This is a genomic window from Citrobacter sp. Cpo074 (genome assembly GCF_030332745.1).
Classification (GTDB): domain Bacteria; phylum Pseudomonadota; class Gammaproteobacteria; order Enterobacterales; family Enterobacteriaceae; genus Citrobacter; species Citrobacter portucalensis.
Map to the genome: position 1 here is coordinate 92,159 of NZ_JAOWHG010000034.1, position 18,882 is coordinate 111,040.

Genomic DNA, 18,882 nt, shown 5'->3' on the forward strand with positions numbered 1-18,882 from the left:
GCCTTATCGCTCGTCGCGACGACCGCCGACGGCAGCCCACAGACGACGTACGTGAACGGTTACTTCTTCACGGTCATGATACAGCTGACGCGCCTGAATCTGGGCATTTACACCATGTTCATCAAGCTGGGCCTGAATGTAAGCCAGGTTCTGTGATACCTCTTCGTAGCGTTTTTTCATCGGCAGCTTGAGGTTGAAGATCGTCTCACGACACCAGCCGTTGACCAGCCATTGTGCCATCAGCGCGGCAACCTTCGCCGGCTTCTCCACCATGTCACAGACCATCCACGAAATGTTATTGCGATTCGGACGGTACTTAAATCCGTCTTCACGTAGCCAGGTGACCTGTCCGGTATCCATCAGGCTTTGCGCCATCGGGCCGTTATCCACGGAATAAACCCACATGTTGCGTTTAACCAGCTGATAGGTCCATCCGCCAGGGCAGGCGCCTAAATCCACCGCATACATTCCGTTCGCCAGACGCTCATCCCATTCATCGGCAGGGATAAACACGTGCAGCGCTTCTTCCAGCTTGAGCGTTGAACGGCTCGGCGCATCGGCTGGAAACTTCAGACGCGGAATCCCCATGTAAAACGGTGAGTTATTGTCAGGCCAGGAATAACCGGTATAACAACAGCCTGGGGCGATAAAGAAGACGTGAACCACCGGACGCTTTGGCGTTTCATACTTTGCCAGTACGCCCGCTTCGCGCAGCGCTGCACGCAACGGTACGGTAAATTTACGGCAAAATTTAACCAGCTCTTTGCTTTCATTGGTGTCGGCAACTTCTACTCGCAGATCGCCACCCTTTTCCACCACGCCCTGCAACATGCCAACGATCGGTGTAATACGATCTTCCGGCGGTAAGTATTGCAGCAGCTCGCCCACCACAAACATTTGACGAGCAAAAATCAGCGAACTAAACGGCAGCTCTTTCACTAACTTTTCAGCATCGTCCTGCTGATAGCATTCGAAGATGACGTAACCCGCATTGTCTTTCACGCGGGCAAAACCGAAGATTTCCCGGCGTCCTGCTTTATCCGTAATTTCTGCGGCGCACTCTTTTTCAAAACCTGGGCGACACAACAATACAACCTTATTCATGGCTAACGCCCTTACGTTTCAATCGAATAGCGCCCACTAACATCAGCGCCCAGCCTACGAGGAAGCTGAAGCCGCCGACAGGGGTAACAAACGCCCACAGGCGTAAATGAGAGAGCGCGAGACAATACAGGCTGCCGCTAAACAGCACTGTACCTAATGCCAGAAACACGCTACTCCAGTAAAACCAAATACTAATGCGCCGTTGCATGGCGACGGCCAGGCCAAAGATAGCCAGCGTATGAAACGCCTGATACTCAAGGCCGGTCTGAATCCACCCCATTTCAACAACACCGAGGGTTTTGCTCAGAACATGTGCCCCAAAGGCGCCCAACGCCACAAAGATAAAGCCACTTACGGCGGCAAAAATCAGCATAAAACGGCTGGTCATTTGAATACCCTACGTAAATTATTGTTCATAACGAAAGCGGAATTTTTCTTGTTCCGTGGCCGCTTTCGCCAGAATCCACTGACGGAAGGCGGCTATTTTACCCAGTTCTGCCTGACTGTCATGACAAACCAGATAAAATGCGTTTTTGCTGACCAGAACATCGTTAAACGGACAGACCAGACGTCCGGCTTCAATTTCGGACTGCGCCATGACGTTGTTAGCCAGCGCGATCCCCTGTCCATGGATTGCAGCCTGTAGCACCATGGCGCTATGGCTGAAGATAGGTCCCTGCTGCACGTTGATATGATTCAGGCCAAGCTGGCGCGTATAGGCTTGCCAGTCTCGCCGCGACGCATCATGCAATAAAGTGTGTTTTGCCAGGTCGTCCGGTGTCTTTAGCGGTTTATCACCGGTAAGCAACAGCGGAGAGCAGACCGGCAATAAATATTCTGCGTACAATTTTTCAACGCGCAGACCCGGCCAGTTGCCGCGTCCGTAGAAAATCGCCACATCAACATCATCAGCCAGTTTGTCTTCCTGACGGTCCACCGCCTGGATCCTGACATCGATTCCCGGATAAGCTGAGTTAAAGCTAGAGAGTCTGGGCACCAGCCATTGGATCGCAAAACTGGGCAATAAACTAACGGTAAGCGCACCTTTTGCACTGCGTGCCTGAAGTTTACGCGTCGCGTCGGTTAATTGCGAAAAAATCTCTTTAATGTCGAGAAAGTAGCTTTGACCTTCTTCCGTTAACAGCAAAGATCGATTGCGTCGACGAAACAGTTTTAGCCCCAAAAAATCCTCAAGTGACTTGATTTGGTGACTTACTGCGGCCTGCGTCACAAAAAGCTCTTCTGCTGCGCGAGTAAAGCTTAAATGACGCGCTGCAGCATCAAAAACACGTAACGCATTTAAGGGTGGTAATCGTTTTGACATGACTTTTAGGCTTTGATGTTAAATGAATTTAACAATTAGCTAACAGGCCGTAACCTATTAGTTTTTTTTATCTGAGCCATTATAAATTGTCCGTTGAGGTTCTACCAGCAAATACCTATAGTGGCGGCACTTCCTGAAGCCGGAACGAAAAGTTTTATCGGAATGCGTGTTCTGGTGGGCTTTTGGCTTACGGTTGTGATGTTGTGTTGTTGTGTTTGCAATTGGTCTGCGATTCAGACCATGGTAGCAAAGCTACCCTTTTTCACTTCCTGTACATTTACCCTGTCTGTCCATAGTGATTAATGTAGCACCGCCAAATTGCGGTGCTTTTTTTTGTCCACATTTCGTCGATGGCCGACCGGCTGTTATTGCTCCAGTTCTACCATCTCTTTCACGTCAGTGCGGTTAATCTGCTGTTTGTTGCCGTTAGCGTCTTTATACGAAATCATCCCCGTCTCATTATCGGTCTGTGGTTTACCATCAGCTACGATTGAGCGGCCATCATTGGTGTGCATCACGTAATTCGAACCAGAACAGGCGCTCAGGGCAAAAGTCAGCATACAGGCAGAAATAATGGCGGCAGTCTTTTTCATCTTCTTCTCCTTAAAGCGATTTATGCTATTAAAAACATACTCCGTAACAGGCAAAATTGTTCGCCTAACGCTATTTAGCATAAGACACTGAACGGGCTTTGCCAGGATATCCAGAGTATTCCGATGGTTAGCACAACCCTTGTATCAATGCCCTTTTTGCGCCACGATCGGTTTACTGAACTGAGGAATACCATGAACGCTTTTAACCCCGCCCACTTTCGCGCACAATTTCCCGCACTCAACGATGCTGGCGTTTATCTCGACAGCGCTGCTACGGCGCTAAAGCCACAGGCGGTCATTGAAGCTACCCATCAGTTTTATAGCCTGAGTGCCGGGAACGTCCATCGCAGCCAGTTTGCTGAAGCCCAGCGCCTGACCGCACGCTATGAAGCCGCGCGGGAAAAAGTCGCACACCTGATTAATGCGTCGGATGACAAAACCATCGTCTGGACCCGCGGCACAACGGAAGCGATCAACATGGTTGCCCAAAGCTATGCGCGTCCACGCCTTCAACCGGGTGATGAGATTATCGTTAGCGCAGCGGAACATCACGCCAACCTCGTTCCCTGGCTGATGGTCGCGGAGCAAACGGGGGCTAAGGTTGTCAAACTCCCACTCACCCCCCATTTATTGCCAGACGTTGAGCGCCTCACGCAGCTCATCACCCCGCGCAGCCGCATTCTGGCGCTCGGGCAAATGTCGAACGTCACCGGTGGCTGCCCGGATCTGGCCCGCGCCATTACGCTCGCCCATGCGGCTGGCATGGTGGTGATGGTTGATGGTGCCCAGGGGATTGTGCATTACCCTGCCGATGTACAGCAGTTAGATATTGATTTCTATGCGTTTTCAGGCCACAAGCTATATGGCCCCACCGGTATTGGCGTGCTGTACGGTAAGCCGGAACTGCTGGAAGCCATGTCTCCCTGGCTTGGGGGCGGTAAGATGATTAGCGAAGTCAGTTTTGACGGTTTCACCACTCAGCCCGCACCATGGAAGCTGGAAGCCGGTACGCCTAACGTTGCAGGCGTTATCGGGCTAAGCGCGGCGCTCGAATGGCTGGCGGACGTCGACGTTGCGCAGGCCGAAAACTGGAGCCGGGGTCTGGCGACGCTGGCAGAAGATGCCCTGGCGAAACGCCCTGGCTTTCGTTCCTTCCGCTGCCAGGACTCCAGTCTGTTAGCCTTTGATTTCGCGGGTGTTCATCACAGCGATATGGTCACTCTATTGGCCGAATATGGCATTGCGCTGCGCGCGGGGCAACACTGCGCACAACCGCTGCTGGCGGAACTTGGCGTATCCGGAACACTACGCGCCTCATTTGCCCCTTATAATACCCAAAGCGATGTGGATGCGTTGGTCGCAGCCGTCGACCGCGCGCTGGAAATATTGGTGGATTAATGACAAGCCCTCAGTTCGCCGGACACCCGTTTGGCACAACCGTAACCGAAGAGACGTTACGCAATACCTTTATCCCGCTTACTCAGTGGGAAGATAAATATCGCCAGCTGATTCTGCTGGGTAAGCAGTTGCCGGCACTCCCGGATGCGCTAAAGGCGCAGGCCAAAGAAATTGCGGGCTGCGAAAACCGCGTCTGGCTGGGGCATACTCTTCATGAGAATGGCACTCTGCATTTCTTCGGCGACAGCGAAGGTCGAATAGTACGTGGACTGTTGGCGGTATTACTCACCGCGGTCGAAGGTAAAACGGCAGCCGAGTTACTGGCGCGTTCTCCGATGGCGTTATTTGACGAACTGGGTTTACGCGCTCAGCTCAGCGCCTCGCGTAGCCAGGGACTACATGCTCTGAACGAGGCGATTCTCGAGGCGGCCCAGAAAGCCGGATGACGACGCAGATACGTCTTATCCGGCCTACAACACTGCACGAACTGTAGGTCGGATAAGCACAGCAACATCCGACACAATCAGGCCTGACGCGCGGCCTTCGCCATCATCTTCTTCAGCGCATGGGAGACAGCAACAAAGCCAAAGGTGGCTGTCACCATGGTGGCCGCGCCAAACCCGGACGCGCAATCCATACGCTTCGGCCCTTCCGCCGTCGCTTTCATCGCACATACCGAGCCATCCGCCTGCGGGTAAACCAGCGCTTCGGTCGAGAACACGCAGTCCACGCCCAGCTTGCCTTTACTGTTTTTCACCACGCCAAAATCGCTTTTCAGCCGCTCACGTAGCTTGGCCGCCAGCGGATCCTGGATGGTTTTTGCCAAATCAACGACCTGAATCTGCGTAGGATCGATCTGTCCGCCCGCACCACCGGTGGTCACCAGCGGAATTTTGTTACGCCGACAGTACGCGATCAGTGCCGCTTTTGGGCGCACGCTATCAATCGCATCGATGACGTACGAAAATCCCGCATTCATATATTCAGCAACGTTATCTGGCGTAACAAAATCATCGACCACGTTCACCCGGCACTCCGGGTTAATCTGTCGGATACGCTCCGCCATCACTTCAGCTTTTGCCAGACCGACGTTATCACGCAGCGCATGGATCTGGCGGTTTGTATTGGTGACGCACACATCATCCATATCGATGAGTGTGATAGCGCCAATACCGGTTCGCGCCAGCGCTTCCGCCGCCCATGACCCTACTCCGCCAATCCCAACCACGCAAACGTGCGATTGGGCAAACAGCTGCAACGCATTTTCGCCATACAGACGTGCCGTACCGCCAAAACGTTGGCGCCAGGCATCGCTAATAACCACAAACATAGAACCTCAAATTCATTAATACCGAGCAGTCTGACTGCCTGATGTCGGCTACGCCTTATCAGGCCTACTCAATAATGTAGGCTTGATAAGCGAAGCGCTATCCGGCAATTAACCGCTGAACACGTTACCCGCACCCGGCGCTGTTTTTAGTACCCATACGCGACCGTAGTGATTATACCACCCGGCACGGTGTCCGGCGTCAGCGCCAATACCCTGATAGATGTCGAAGTGTTGCCCTTTAATAGCCCCACCCACATCTAACGCCACCATCAGGCGCAGTTCGTACTGGCCGGTAAACTTGCCGTTATTGTCCAGTAACGGGACTTCCGCCAGTAACGTTGTGCCCGCAGGAATGATACTACGGTCAGAAGCTACGGACGCGCGGCCAATCAGCGGCACCGCGCTGGCCCCTTTCACCGGAGCAAAAGATTGCGGTTTAAAGAAGACAAACGATGGGTTCTGCTCCAGCAGCTCACGCACTTCGGCTTCGCTGTGCGTTTCACCCCAGTGGCGAATAGCCTGCATCGACATATCTTCTTTTTTCACTTCGCCACGGTCGATAAGCACTTTACCGATACTGCGATAGGCGTGGCCGTTTTTCCCGGCATAGCTAAAGAAGTTGAGCGGGCTGCCATCGCCAAAATCGATGTAACCACTGCCCTGAACATCCATAATGAAGTTATCCATCAGGGAGTTACTGTATGCCAGAATATAATTGTCGCTTAGTGCGCCCGCGTAGATCTCGGCACGAGAGGGTAAGCGCCCACGTTTTGGCGGCATGCGATAGATAGGATACTGAAACTCGCCCTGGCGCGTATGGCGCGCCTGGATAACCGGTGTGTAGTAACCAGTAAACTGGACGTTACCGTAGTTGTCCGCCCCTTCCATTTGCCAGGCATCAATACCAAACTGGCGCATACTGCGCGTATCACCGCCCGCACGTAACCATTGCTGGATAGCGTTGTAGACGTCGCTCTGGTTGCCGTACAAACGTGGCGAAGCGCTGCGAATTTGATTAACCTGCTCGGCGAAATCACCGGCATTGATTGGCGCGCCAACCGCATCAGGCTGGTTCACCAGTGAGAAAGGCTGGGTAAATTTCCCGTCTTTATACTGCTGCCCACGATCGGTGGGTTTTGAGGAACACGCGGCGAGCATCGCGACTACAGCTCCCGCCAGAAGATATTTTGCCCAACGTCCTTTCATTGTTCTCGTCTTATGTTGCCTGAATGCGAGACGAAGATAACAAACCCCCGAACCTAATGAAATGCGTATACATACCCGAACGCAAATTTTGAGCAAAAAATAATCCAGAATGCGTTGTTTTTGTTCATTTTCACCCTAAAAATGTGATCAAGGTGAAAAAAGGGTTGCATGAAAATGCGAGCAGAGTATAGTGCGCATCCACGGACGCGGGGTGGAGCAGCCTGGTAGCTCGTCGGGCTCATAACCCGAAGGTCGTCAGTTCAAATCTGGCCCCCGCAACCAATTAAAATTTGATGTAAGATTTTTGCAAAGTAGTTCGAATCACAGCAAGGCGGCGACGCAGTGAATCCTTAGGAGCTTACTCCAGTAAGTGACTGAGGTGAACGAGGAAAGCCAACGCTGATGTGGTTTGAAATACGAAGCAAAAAGACGGACGCGGGGTGGAGCAGCCTGGTAGCTCGTCGGGCTCATAACCCGAAGGTCGTCAGTTCAAATCTGGCCCCCGCAACCAATCAAATTTGATAAAATATAAGCAGTACGGTGACGCGGGGTGGAGCAGCCTGGTAGCTCGTCGGGCTCATAACCCGAAGGTCGTCGGTTCAAATCCGGCCCCCGCAACCAACACATTAAACACCTTAACGGGTGTTTTTTTGTTTCTGTCGCCCATAAAAAAAGCGCTTTTCAGCGCTTTTTTGTTATCCCCTTCTCGCCAGCGTCGCCCCATCGGCAAAGTAGGCTTTAATCCCTGCCAGAATCGACTCTGCAACTTCCTGCTGGAAGGTCGCCGTTTTGAGTTTGCGCTCTTCCTCAACGTTACTGATAAAAGCCGTTTCGACCAGAATAGACGGGATATCCGGCGCTTTTAGCACCGCAAACCCGGCCTGTTCAACCTGGTTCTTGTGCAGATTGTTGATTTTGCCAAGCTTACTCAATACCGCTTTACCAAACTTCAGGCTGTCGGCGATGGTCAGCGACTGCACCATGTCGAACATGGTGTGGTCGACGTAGCGGTCACCGCTCTTACTGACGCCACCAATGAGATCCGAGGCGTTCTGGGTCTGCGCCAGATATTTCGCGGCGGTACTTGTCGCGCCTTTGGTCGAGAGCGCAAACACCGACGAACCGCTGGGTTGTCGACTGGTAAAGGCATCGGCATGAATAGAGACAAACAGGTCAGCACGCTGCTTCTGCGCTTTCGCCACGCGGACTTTAAGCGGAATGAAGATATCTTCATTTCGTGTCATAAAGACCTTCATGTTGCCCTCTTTCTCTATGAGGGCTCGCAGGCGGCGGGCAATCTGCAGCACCACATCCTTTTCACGCGTCTTGTATTTCCCCACCGCACCGGAGTCTTCTCCGCCGTGGCCTGGATCGAGCATAATGACAATGGGACGATCGCGCCCCGCTTTACCCGGCTGCGGGCCACTTTGTGCAGGTGGCACCTGTTTATCCAGATCGCCCTTGTTGTAATCTTCCAGCAATGCCAGCAGCGGATCCTGAACGTCCTGGGCATTCGCGGGATAGAGATCCATCACCAGACGTTCTTTAAAGCCTGCCACCGGAGCCAGCGCAAAAAGTTGCGGCTTCACATTCTGTTTCAGCTCGAACACCATCCGCACGGTCTTTGGATCAAACTGACCAACGCGCGCCGACTTAATATACGGATCGTCAGGACGAATCTGCGTCCCAATGCCCTTGAGCACCGAGTTCAAATTAACGTCTTCAATATCCACAACCACACGCTCAGGATTACTCAGGGCAAACTGTTTGTATTTCAGCAGACGGTTAGATTCTACCGTGACGCGAGTGTAGCTGGACGCAGGCCAGATACGTACGGCAACGACCTGACTCACGGCCGCCAGACCCACCTGGCTGACGCTCAAAAGCCACATAGCACCCGCACCTTTCAATAAACGGCGGCGACTGATTGCTGAATTGGATCCCGACATGCTTCTCCCGAGCAAAAGAAATCTTTTTTAGAGGTAATACGTAAAACGTCCGAATTGACCGGAAACTTTAGCGAATGACGCATAATCTGTCATCTATAAAAGGGTAAACATTCTTTTTATATTCACGGCATTACTGAGAAAAATCTTCGGCATGGGTAAAAATTACGCTTGCGCACAGCGCAAAAACAGAATAAAAATACACAAATTACGAATAATCATGCAATGAGGGTGTGCCGTGGTGAAGGAGCGTAGAACCGAACTGGTACAGGGATTCCGCCATTCTGTTCCCTATATCAATACCCATCGGGGAAAAACGTTTGTCATTATGCTGGGCGGCGAAGCTATCGAGCATGAAAACTTTTCCAGTATCGTCAATGACATTGGGCTTCTTCATAGCCTCGGCATCCGCCTGGTCGTGGTCTATGGCGCACGACCGCAGATTGATGCCAATCTTGCGGCGCATCATCATGAGCCGGTGTACCACAAAAATACGCGCGTTACCGACGCTAAAACGCTGGAGCTGGTCAAACAGGCTGCGGGTTTACTTCAGCTTGATATTACCGCCCGCCTGTCGATGAGCCTGAATAATACGCCATTGCAGGGTGCTCACATCAATGTGGTCAGCGGTAATTTTATTATCTCTCAGCCGCTGGGCGTTGATGACGGCGTAGATTACTGCCATAGCGGGCGTATTCGTCGTATTGATGAAGAGGCCATTCACCGCCAGTTAGACAGCGGCGCAATTGTGCTGATGGGCCCGGTCGCCGTTTCCGTCACCGGTGAGAGCTTTAACCTGACGTCAGAAGAGGTCGCCACGCAGTTGGCTATCAAACTGAAGGCCGAGAAAATGATCGGCTTTTGCTCCTCTCAGGGTGTCACCAACGATGACGGCGATATTATTTCCGAGCTGTTTCCTAACGAAGCTCAGGCTCGCGTTGAGTTGCAGGAAGAGAAAGGCGATTACAGCTCCGGCACGGTGCGCTTCCTGCGTGGGGCAGTGAAGGCCTGTCGCAGTGGCGTACGTCGCTGTCACCTGATCAGTTATCAGGAAGATGGTGCATTGCTGCAGGAACTGTTCTCCCGCGACGGGATCGGTACGCAGATCGTAATGGAAAGCGCCGAGCAGATCCGTCGCGCTACCATTAACGATATCGGCGGGATTCTGGAGCTTATCCGCCCGCTGGAGCAGCAAGGTATTCTGGTGCGCCGCTCGCGCGAGCAGTTGGAAATGGAGATCGACAAATTCACGATTATTCAGCGTGATAACCTGACCATCGCCTGTGCCGCTCTGTACCCTTTCCCGGAAGAGAGAATTGGCGAAATGGCGTGTGTGGCGGTACATCCGGACTACCGTAGCTCGTCACGCGGGGAAGTGTTGCTGGAACGAATCGCCGCGCAGGCCCGGCAAATGGGGTTGAGCAAGCTGTTTGTGTTAACCACACGCAGCATCCACTGGTTCCAGGAGCGCGGCTTCACGCCAGTGGATATCGACCTGCTGCCGGAAAGCAAGAAAGAGATGTACAACTATCAGCGGCGGTCAAAAGTGCTGATGGCGGATTTGGGGTAAGAGTCGTTGCCGGATGCAGCATAACAGCCTTATCCGGCTTACATCGCTGGCACATCTTTTTTAGGCCGGATGGCGCTGACGCTTATCCGGCCTACATCTACATCATGCCGTCATTAAATAATGCTGACAGTCCGCTGCGGCGTTCAGTGCGGGTGGCAATGGCGCGGCTCAATATCCGCTCATCGGCATACAGCGACAGGCGGCGGCGCGCGCGGGTAACGGCGGTATAGACCAGCTCGCGGGTAACCACGGGTGAATGCTGGCTGGGTAAAATCAACGCCGCGTGGTCAAACTCAGATCCCTGCGATTTGTGCACCGTCATCGCCCAGGTGGTTTCATGTTCAGGCAAGCGGCTGGGCTGCACCGATTTGATAGAACCATCCGGCAACGCAAACCACACCCTCAGGCCCTGTCCACGGTCAAGGGCAATGCCGATATCACCGTTAAATAATCCCAGCGAACTGTCATTGCGCGCGATCATCACCGGCCTTCCCTCATACCAGCGGCTATGCGTCGAACGATGAATTTTACGTTTTTGCGCCATCACCTGCTCAATGCGTTCATTCAAACCACTAACGCCAAACGGACCTTCCCGCAGGGCGCATAGCAGTTGATACTCATTGAAGGCCTGAATGACAGCCCCCGGCTCCGCACCCTCGTGCAACAAATCCAGGTAGTGCCCATATCCCGCCAGCGCCTCATCCAGCATCGCGGCATAATCCTCGCTGCTGTGTAGCGTGCGTTTTTCGATGTCGCTAAATCCCTGCTGGAACACCGTTTTTATCGCAGTTTTGTCGCCGCGATTAATCGCCGCAGCCAACTGACCGATTCCGGAATCGCTGCCGAAACGGTAGCTTTTTTGCAGCAGGCACAGACTGTCGCGCAACGCTGCTGCCTGAATTCCCGAACCGGCAGGAATAGCACTCCCGGTCAGGCGACTGAGCTGGCGGGCGCGTTCCGGGGTAAACCCGTCACCGACGAAAGCACAGATATCCCCCAGCACGGCCCCCGCTTCGACGGAAGCGAGCTGGTCGCGATCGCCCAGAAAAATCACCCGTCCGTGCGGCGGCAGCGCATCGATAAGGCGCGACATCATCGGCAAATCAATCATCGAGGCTTCATCCACCACCAGCACATCCAAATGCAACGGGTTTCCCGCATGATGACGCAGGCGCTGACTGCCAGGCTGAGCGCCTAATAATCGATGCAGCGTACTGGCGTCATCGGGGATGCGTTTCTTTTGCTCATCGGTTAGCGGTAGCTCTCGTAACGCCGCTCCCAGTGAGGCGGTCAGGCGCGCAGCCGCTTTTCCCGTTGGCGCCGCCAGTCGAATACGACAGCGCTCACCGTCGGCCATTTGAATCAACGCCGCCAGCAGCCTTGCGACCGTTGTCGTTTTTCCCGTCCCCGGTCCGCCGGAGATCACCGATATCCGGCGGGTGAGCGCAACAGCAGCGGCTACTTTTTGCCAGTTAACCCCCTCCGATGGCGGAAACAGCGCCGCCAGCGTGTGGGTCAGCCGTTGTTCATCCACTTCAATGGCGTGGTTCACTTCACTGAAAAAGCGAGCCACCGTACGTTCGTTGTGCCACATCCGGTTCAGATACAAGCGATCGCCGTACAGCACCAGCGGCGTGGGTTGCTCGCCACGGCTTACCGCACTGGAAGCCAGCAGACATTCCGCCCAGTCTTCTGGCTCGCCCGTTTCAGCGAGCCAGGCGCTTAACAGAGGATGCGCGTCCTCGCTCAGAGATAACCGTGAAAGCGGTAAGCAGACGTGCCCTTCTCCCGCTTCACGACTGAGCAACGCCGCAGCCAGCGCAACGGCAGGGTTGTTATTTCCGGCAACCGCCAGCGCGAACTGAGCATCCAGAGGCCGGAGCTGTTTTTGCTCAACAGCCTCCAGAAATCGTTTCTGGATTGTCATAGCATCGTCTCCTGCACCGCACCGGCAAACATCTCGTCCATCAACGCAATCAACTCTCCGTCAGGTCGGGTCGCGTAAATTCCCTGCTGCGGATTTTCACTGTCAACGCCGCGCAGGAAGAGATAGATAACGCCGCCAAAATGGCGTTCATAATCGTAATCAGCAATGCGATGGCGTAAGTAGCGATGCAGCGCGAGGGTATAAAGTTGGTATTGAAGGTCGTAGCGATGCGCCTGCATGGCAGAGGCCATTGCCTGCTGCGTATAGGCGGAGCTGTCTTCACCCAGCCAGTTCGATTTGTAATCGAGCAGGTAATAACGCCCCTGGTGGCGAAATACCAGGTCAATAAAGCCTTTCAGCATGCCGCGAACCTGCATAAAGTCCAACGCAGGGCACCCCGCCGAGAGCGGATCGTATTGGCGAATTAACGCATCAAGCTGGTTGGCCATCAACGGCTGCGAAATCGGCAGATAAAACTCCATCTCCACCTGTTTTTCACGCGCGGATAGCTGGCTCAAACTCACGCCAGTCTCGTTGAGAGGCGCCTGCAAAATGGCGTCCAGCCATTCGGTCAAAACCGGCGTCCAGTGTGCGTCATAACCGCCCAACGCCAGTTGCTCCTCGACCCAATGCGGATCCACCGGTTGCGTAAAATCGAGGTCTTCAAACAGGCTATGCAAGAATGTACCCGGCGAAGCGCCGCGCGGAAACTGATGCGGTGTAAGCCCTGACTCTTCAATAACCTCGCCGACGCCTGTGGCATCGATATCCAGTCGTGGGATCAGATCCTGCGCGATACCCTGTCCACGCTGTTGCAGACCGGAATAACTGGTCACGCGCCAGCTATCGCCGGGCTTACGCTGCAGTATTTTAGCACTCAGTTCGCTGCTAACAGCCTGCGCAACCTGCCAGGGTTCACCGTCAGGCTGCGCGGGTGTCTGGCAAGCAATATCATTGCTGCAAAGCGCTTCAATCGCGCTACGCAGACCCACGGCATCCATCGGCTCACCTTTTTGCAACAGGCGACCAAGGGCACTCTGATGCACATCGGTATCCCCTTTTTTATCGCCCCGACGTCGTACCAACGGCGCAACGCCAAGGCTGCAATGCCATACCGAACGGGTTAGCGCGACATACAGCAAACGCAGATCTTCCGCCAGACGCTCTGCTTCGGCTAGCTCAACGCTCTCCTCAGCATCGCTGAGATCCAGCACGGCTTCAAAAGAGCTACGATCGTGGTAGAAAGCCTGATCCTGAACGCGGAAATTGGTGATAAACGGCAGCCAGACCAGCGGATACTCCAGCCCTTTCGATTTATGGATGGTGACGATTTTGACCAGATGCTTGTCGCTTTCAAGCCTGAGCTGCTGGCTGGACGCGTTGCTGTCGGGTTCAAGAATATGCTGGGACAACCAGCGCACCAGCGCATGCTCGCTTTCCAGCTGCGAGCCCGCTTCCTGCAACAGTTCGCTGATATGTAAAATGTCGGTCAGTCGACGTTCGCCTCCCGCCGTCGCCAGCAGGTTCTCTGCAATCTGTCGAGCCGTCATCAGCGCACGTAGCATCGGCATCACGCCGCGTTTATGCCAGATCTGACGATAGCCGTCGAATTCTTCGACCACCGCATCCCAAGCATTCTCGTCGGTATTTAACGCTTCAATATCCTGCGCATTCAGCCCCATCATTGAGGTCGCCAGCGCGCTACGCAACGTGTTCTCACGTTCCGGCGTCATCACCGCCTGCAGCACCCATAGCAACTCCTGCGCTTCCAGTGTTTCAAATACGCTGTCACGGTTGGAGAGGTAGACAGAGGGAATGGCCAGTTGCGTCAGCGCATCACGGACCAGCGCCGCCTCCTGGCGGCTTCGCACCAGTACGCTGATATCTGACGCGCGTACCGGGCTGGATGCTTTGCCACTGACCAGTTGCGCTGCGCCAGAATGCCCGGCCTTAAGCCAGTCGCGAATTTGTGTGGCGCACACCTGGGCCATGTAGCTCTGATAATCGCCTACGCCGCAACTTTCTCCTTCCATCAGCCACATACTCATAGCTGGCTGCGTTTCGCCGTGCAAAACAAACCGTAACGCCTGGTTTTTTTCTGCGGATTTTACCGGGCTGAAAGGGATTTCGCGGAACATAAAGGCGTCGTCCATCTGGCTGAAAAGCGTATTCACGCTATTGACCATGCCGGGGGCCGAACGCCAGTTGGTATCAAGCGTATAGTGTGCGCTGACTTCGCTGCGCGCCTTCATATAGGTGAAGATATCCGCGCCGCGAAACGCGTAAATTGCCTGTTTCGGATCACCAATTAGCAGCAGTGCGGTATCCGGCTGATGCTGCCAGATCCGACGAAAAATACGGTACTGCTGCGGATCGGTATCCTGGAATTCATCGATCATGGCGACCGGAAAACGAGTACGAATAGCCGTCGCCAGCGCATCGCCGCTTTCACTGCGCAACGCCGCATCCAGACGGCTGAGCATATCGTCAAAACCCAGCTCGCCGCGGCGACGTTTTTCCTCGGCAACTGCCGAGCGGATCTCCGCCAGCGCCCGGGTGATCACCAGATCGCGGAGAGTTAACGGTTCGCTAAGCAGTTCATCAATAGCGACAAACAGCGGGTGCTGAGGGGTTATCCCGCCCGCTTTGGTTCGCTCTTCCAGAAAACGCTGTGAGAATTTCTCCAGCGCGTCAGGAAGCTGGTAACTTTGTGTTTCTTCCTGCGCCCACGCGCTGATCTTTTCGAACCACTTGCCCTGATTACCGCGATTAAATTTACGCCGGTCAATTCCGGAGGCTTCCATCAGGCCATCCAGCTCATCAACAGAATCACGCCATTGCTGCTTGATCTGGTTAATGCGCGCGAGAATTTGTTCATGCCGGGAGGCCAGCGTTTCGTCATCAGACGGTGGCGCCTTGATAACCGGCGCTTCCCCCTGCAGATAGCGATCGATATCTCTCAGCAGCGCTTGCGGTCCTTTCCACGTTTCAAAAACCACCTGCGCAATGTCGCGGGGCAGCGGGTAGCAGTGCCGACGCCAGAAGTCCGCGCAGGCCTGATAGCGCAGCAGCGATTCATCTTCTATCAGCTGCTGTTCGAACAGCATGCCTGACTCAAAGGCATTGAGACTGAGCATACGCTGACAAAAGCCGTGGATGGTAAACACCGCCGCTTCATCCATCTGTCTTTCAGCCAATAGCAGCCACTGCGCGGCCTGTTTTTTATCGGCAATTTCATCTAACAAACGGGCATATAGCGGGTTGTCGGTGGTTTCACGCAGGCAGGCAATTCGCAGTTCATGAATATTGCTACGAATTCGACCGCGCAACTCTTCGGTAGCCGCCTCGGTGAAGGTGACCACCAGCAGTTCTTCGACGGTCAGAGGACGAGGAAAGGCGGCAGAGCCGCCCAGTCCAAGCAGTAAACGTAAATACAGGGCGGCGATGGTAAAGGTTTTACCGGTGCCCGCAGAGGCTTCAATCAGGCGCTCGCCCGTCAGGGGCAAGCGCAGTGGATCAAGGGACTCAGCGGCATCATTCATTCTTATCACTCATCAGGGGTAAGGTTTGCTGCAACGCGCTGACGGTCTGCCACACTTTCCAGCCTTCCGGGTGCACATATTCTGCTTTCCCATTCTGACTGCCGGAAACCTGTGACAATATCGCCATGCCTTGCGGCTCAACCACCGCCTGATGGAAGAAGTCGGCAAGTTTTTGCGGCGTCAGCAGTTTAATCTGAGCCACTATTTTATCACGTGAATCGAAGCGCATATTGCCGCGATCAAAATCTTTGCTTAACTGTGAGGCTTCTGCCCCCAGCGTTTGCGGCGCCTGCAGCATTTGCGCAATAATCGCCTGCTGAATTTGCGCGAACTCTTCAGGTTTCATCGCCCGCAGCTTCGCTTCCGCCGTCGGGAAGAACGCTTTATAACGCTCCCAGAGGTAAGACGGCTGCTTATCACTGCTTTGCAGCAGGAACCCCATTCCCCACTGACGGCCAACGCTCATCGGGAAAGCAAATACGGCGTAGCCTAACTGTTCTTCAGTACGCAGCTGATTGTAGAACCACGGCTGAACAATCTGACCTAACATAGCGCTGTAGGCTGAACTGGCGTATTCATCGTATCCGGTTGGTACAAATACCGCGGCCAGCGCTGAATCCGTGCTGCTGCCTGCTTTTTCAAAGATGACGGACTGCTTCTTGTACACAACCACATCTTTGTTGCGACACCACTGTGACCCGTTCGCACCAAGCTGTTTTTGGATATCCCGCGCCATGCTCGTCGTCTGAGCTTCGCTCATATTGCCAATGACCAGGAATTCAGGTCGCGCACCGGTTTTTAAGGCGTCGCGGTAGGTCATCACCTCTTTCAGGGTGATGGAAGGCAGCAGCTTACGTCGCTCGTCGCGGGAGAAGTACGGCACCTGAGAAAGCATCTGCACCGGCATAATAGCCTGATCGTAAGCTTTACCCTTTTCTGCGGAATCCATCATCTGGGCATACCAGGATTTCGCCTGTTCCAGCTGTTCGTCCGTTGAGGTATAGCTGAAATAGCCGCTCAGCAGCGCCTGAAAAAGCTGCGGCAAACGTTGGGTGTAGCCGTTGGCGTTAAGCATCAACCCATTGTTAGCGTTGGTAGAGAAACCAATTCCACCTACCGATGCCTGGTTACTTAACTGATCAAGCGCAATCCCTGCCAGGTAATCGTTAAGTGCGAATAAGACCTGGTTGCGGGCGCTGTCCATGGCTTTCGGGTTACGCAGGATCACGCTGACGTCAGCCTTCGGCTCGCTGGCAAAATACTGGCTCGGGGCATACACCACGCGTAAATCCGGCTCATCAACGATCAGCTCTGGGTGAGCGTATTTTTTATCCGTCTTAATCAGCGTGAAATCATCCGGAATGTAGGGGTTCAACTCCGGTAACGACAGCGCAATGCCCTGCGCTTTTTGCTGCCAGTCGGCAAAGGTTTTGTCGCTGATTTTATCCACCTGGTAAGGCGCATCGACAAAATAAGCGGTTTTATTATGTGGCTCTTTCGCGCTGATATACCAGATACGCGCATTCTGCGGCGTCATCATTGCCAGACGTTGCTCAACGGCTTTCGCATCGTACTGATCAGCAATATTCACCGCATCCAGCGTATGCTCGACAGGAACGCGGATCATGGTATCAGCCAGCCATTCCACATAGTCCATATCACGGGTGATGGAGGGATAACGGAAATCGAGATCCAGCACGTGCGCCAGCTCGTCAAAATAGCGTTTATCGACACCTTTCTCGCGTAACAAATTGAGGTAGCTAAAGATTGCCGCGACAACTTCATCGCGGTTCGCCAGCCCCTTGTCGGTTAACGTCGCGGAAATGGCTAATACGCCGCTGTTCCCGTTGACCACCGGATCGGAGTCTGCGCGAATACCTTCAACCAGGCCCTGCTTTTGCAGCCAGTCAGACAAAGTGCCCGGGCTACGATTGCCAATCAGGTAGGTCACCAGTTCATCGGTTTTACTGCGGAACTGCGCGCTGTTGTTATCGATACGAAACTCGACGCGCAATACTTTACGCGGCATTGCCGGAACATAGTGGATGATGATGCCCTTTTGCGCATCAGTGACGACCGGGACGGTAATCTCAGGCTTTGCGATATTCCTGTTCGGTACGCGCCCAAAGGTGTCAGCCGCTATCCGCGCCAGCTCTGGCAGCGGTTTATTGCTATAAATCACCGCCTTCATCAGGTTCGCAGAGTAGTACTTTTCATGAAATTTTTGTAATGCTTGCAGCACCGGGTTGCCCGGTTTATCGCTTAATGTCTCAAGATTCCCGCCAGAGAAACGCGAACCTGGGTGCGCCGGGTTGATCGTCTCAGCGCTCACCTGCGCCATACGCATCCCGTCTCGGGTACGCGCCAGCGTCAGCTCGGAGTTAACCGCGTTACGCTCGCGGTCGGCATATTTTTTATCCAGCAATGGATCGGCAATAGCATCCGCCAGGCGATCCACCGCCCCCACCAGTGCGTCGTTTTCGACTTCAAGATAGAAGGCCGTACGATAAGGCGCTGTGCTGGCATTGTGGCTACCGCCGTGCATTTTCAGGAATTCAGCCAGGCTGTCCGGCTGTGGGTATTTTTTCGAGCCCATCAGACACATGTGTTCGAGATAGTGCGCCAGTCCCTGATGATCGTCCGGATCTTCCAGCGAGCCCACGGGGACTACCAGTGCAGAAAGGGATTTCACGGCCTGAGGATCGGATACCAGCAGCACAACCATGCCGTTATCAAGGCGCACGGCCTGATACTGACGGGTGTCTTTATCGCTTTTACGGATGGTTTCAGCTAAAGGCTGCCAACCGGTATCTGCCTGACTTACGGGAACCCAAAGGGCGACGAACAACAGTAATGCGCTGAACCAGGTGCTGCGGGGCATTCACAAACCTCATCATTAACGAATTCACCTGTTCACTACAAACCACGCATAAATACATGAT

General features: G+C 54.0%; 13 protein-coding genes and 3 tRNA genes. 6 read left to right on the plus strand and 10 right to left on the minus strand.

Annotated features, from left to right (window positions below):
* Positions 1-3 precede the first annotated feature (3 nt).
* The 4 genes from rlmM to OGX83_RS18620 all read right to left on the minus strand — a co-directional run bounded on the left by rlmM (position 4) and on the right by OGX83_RS18620 (position 3,021).
* Positions 4-1,104, minus strand: a complete 1,101-nt coding sequence (gene rlmM / locus OGX83_RS18605) for a 23S rRNA (cytidine(2498)-2'-O)-methyltransferase RlmM (protein ID WP_003034040.1) — start codon at positions 1,102-1,104, stop codon at positions 4-6.
* Positions 1,097-1,492, minus strand: coding sequence for a DUF423 domain-containing protein (locus OGX83_RS18610; RefSeq protein ID WP_003034037.1), 396 nt, complete (start codon positions 1,490-1,492; stop codon positions 1,097-1,099). The genes rlmM and OGX83_RS18610 overlap by 8 nt, the downstream gene beginning before the upstream one ends.
* A gap of 18 nt (positions 1,493-1,510) precedes the next feature.
* Positions 1,511-2,428 (minus strand): glycine cleavage system transcriptional regulator GcvA, encoded by a 918-nt coding sequence (gene gcvA, locus OGX83_RS18615; RefSeq protein ID WP_003034035.1) that lies wholly within the window; start codon positions 2,426-2,428, stop codon positions 1,511-1,513.
* A gap of 365 nt (positions 2,429-2,793) precedes the next feature.
* A complete protein-coding gene (locus OGX83_RS18620; RefSeq protein WP_003825635.1) occupies positions 2,794-3,021 on the minus strand; it encodes a YgdI/YgdR family lipoprotein in 228 nt (75 codons plus the stop codon).
* Positions 3,022-3,213: 192 nt separating this feature from the next.
* Between OGX83_RS18620 and csdA the strand changes: the two genes are divergently transcribed.
* Complete coding sequence (csdA, locus tag OGX83_RS18625; protein ID WP_239605546.1) at positions 3,214-4,419, plus strand: cysteine desulfurase CsdA; 1,206 nt, start codon at positions 3,214-3,216, stop codon at positions 4,417-4,419.
* The gene (gene csdE, locus OGX83_RS18630; protein WP_048236692.1) at positions 4,419-4,865 is read left to right on the plus strand and encodes a cysteine desulfurase sulfur acceptor subunit CsdE; all 447 of its coding nucleotides are present in this window, start codon (positions 4,419-4,421) and stop codon (positions 4,863-4,865) included. The genes csdA and csdE overlap by 1 nt, the downstream gene beginning before the upstream one ends.
* 77 nt (positions 4,866-4,942) lie before the next feature.
* Here csdE and tcdA read toward each other — a convergent pair whose 3' ends face one another.
* Both tcdA and mltA read right to left on the minus strand, forming a co-directional pair.
* On the minus strand, positions 4,943-5,749 hold the full coding sequence (gene tcdA / locus OGX83_RS18635) for a tRNA cyclic N6-threonylcarbamoyladenosine(37) synthase TcdA (RefSeq protein WP_286588871.1): 807 nt from the start codon (positions 5,747-5,749) through the stop codon (positions 4,943-4,945).
* Positions 5,750-5,857: 108 nt separating this feature from the next.
* Positions 5,858-6,955 (minus strand): murein transglycosylase A, encoded by a 1,098-nt coding sequence (gene mltA, locus OGX83_RS18640; RefSeq protein ID WP_008785702.1) that lies wholly within the window; start codon positions 6,953-6,955, stop codon positions 5,858-5,860.
* 205 nt (positions 6,956-7,160) lie between these two features.
* Between mltA and OGX83_RS18645 the strand changes: the two genes are divergently transcribed.
* From OGX83_RS18645 to OGX83_RS18655, 3 genes are all read left to right on the plus strand, one after another.
* Positions 7,161-7,237, plus strand: a tRNA-Met gene (locus OGX83_RS18645).
* A gap of 152 nt (positions 7,238-7,389) precedes the next feature.
* Positions 7,390-7,466 (plus strand) — tRNA-Met (locus OGX83_RS18650).
* A 33-nt stretch (positions 7,467-7,499) separates the two neighbouring features.
* Positions 7,500-7,576, plus strand: a tRNA-Met gene (locus OGX83_RS18655).
* A gap of 74 nt (positions 7,577-7,650) precedes the next feature.
* On the opposite strand, the gene amiC is transcribed toward OGX83_RS18655, so the two are convergent.
* The gene (gene amiC, locus OGX83_RS18660; RefSeq protein ID WP_048215635.1) at positions 7,651-8,904 is read right to left on the minus strand and encodes an N-acetylmuramoyl-L-alanine amidase AmiC; all 1,254 of its coding nucleotides are present in this window, start codon (positions 8,902-8,904) and stop codon (positions 7,651-7,653) included.
* Positions 8,905-9,139: 235 nt separating this feature from the next.
* On the opposite strand from amiC, the gene argA reads away from it, so the two are divergent.
* Complete coding sequence (gene argA, locus OGX83_RS18665; RefSeq protein ID WP_079934181.1) at positions 9,140-10,471, plus strand: amino-acid N-acetyltransferase; 1,332 nt, start codon at positions 9,140-9,142, stop codon at positions 10,469-10,471.
* A 97-nt stretch (positions 10,472-10,568) separates the two neighbouring features.
* On the opposite strand, the gene recD is transcribed toward argA, so the two are convergent.
* From recD to ptrA, 3 genes are read right to left on the minus strand one after another with little or no spacing between them, the layout of a single operon-like run.
* Positions 10,569-12,398 carry an exodeoxyribonuclease V subunit alpha gene (gene recD, locus OGX83_RS18670; protein WP_153752328.1) on the minus strand — a complete coding sequence of 610 codons (1,830 nt, stop codon included), beginning with the start codon at positions 12,396-12,398 and terminating at the stop codon, positions 10,569-10,571.
* The gene (recB, locus tag OGX83_RS18675; protein ID WP_286588875.1) at positions 12,395-15,940 is read right to left on the minus strand and encodes an exodeoxyribonuclease V subunit beta; all 3,546 of its coding nucleotides are present in this window, start codon (positions 15,938-15,940) and stop codon (positions 12,395-12,397) included. Before recB ends, recD begins: the two co-directional genes overlap by 4 nt.
* Positions 15,933-18,821: a pitrilysin gene (gene ptrA, locus OGX83_RS18680; RefSeq protein WP_286588877.1), complete on the minus strand. Its 2,889-nt coding sequence runs from the start codon at positions 18,819-18,821 to the stop codon at positions 15,933-15,935. The genes recB and ptrA overlap by 8 nt, the downstream gene beginning before the upstream one ends.
* Positions 18,822-18,882 lie beyond the last annotated feature (61 nt).

Coding starts and splice junctions, on each gene's coding strand:
- rlmM (WP_003034040.1), bottom strand. CDS start 1,104: ATGAATAAGGTTGTATTGTTGTGTCGCCCAGGTTTTGAAAAAGAGTGC.
- csdA (WP_239605546.1), top strand. CDS start 3,214: ATGAACGCTTTTAACCCCGCCCACTTTCGCGCACAATTTCCCGCACTC.
- csdE (WP_048236692.1), top strand. CDS start 4,419: ATGACAAGCCCTCAGTTCGCCGGACACCCGTTTGGCACAACCGTAACC.
- gcvA (WP_003034035.1), bottom strand. CDS start 2,428: ATGTCAAAACGATTACCACCCTTAAATGCGTTACGTGTTTTTGATGCT.
- ptrA (WP_286588877.1), bottom strand. CDS start 18,821: ATGCCCCGCAGCACCTGGTTCAGCGCATTACTGTTGTTCGTCGCCCTT.
- recB (WP_286588875.1), bottom strand. CDS start 15,940: ATGAATGATGCCGCTGAGTCCCTTGATCCACTGCGCTTGCCCCTGACG.
- OGX83_RS18620 (WP_003825635.1), bottom strand. CDS start 3,021: ATGAAAAAGACTGCCGCCATTATTTCTGCCTGTATGCTGACTTTTGCC.
- tcdA (WP_286588871.1), bottom strand. CDS start 5,749: ATGTTTGTGGTTATTAGCGATGCCTGGCGCCAACGTTTTGGCGGTACG.
- OGX83_RS18610 (WP_003034037.1), bottom strand. CDS start 1,492: ATGACCAGCCGTTTTATGCTGATTTTTGCCGCCGTAAGTGGCTTTATC.
- recD (WP_153752328.1), bottom strand. CDS start 12,398: ATGACAATCCAGAAACGATTTCTGGAGGCTGTTGAGCAAAAACAGCTC.
- mltA (WP_008785702.1), bottom strand. CDS start 6,955: ATGAAAGGACGTTGGGCAAAATATCTTCTGGCGGGAGCTGTAGTCGCG.
- amiC (WP_048215635.1), bottom strand. CDS start 8,904: ATGTCGGGATCCAATTCAGCAATCAGTCGCCGCCGTTTATTGAAAGGT.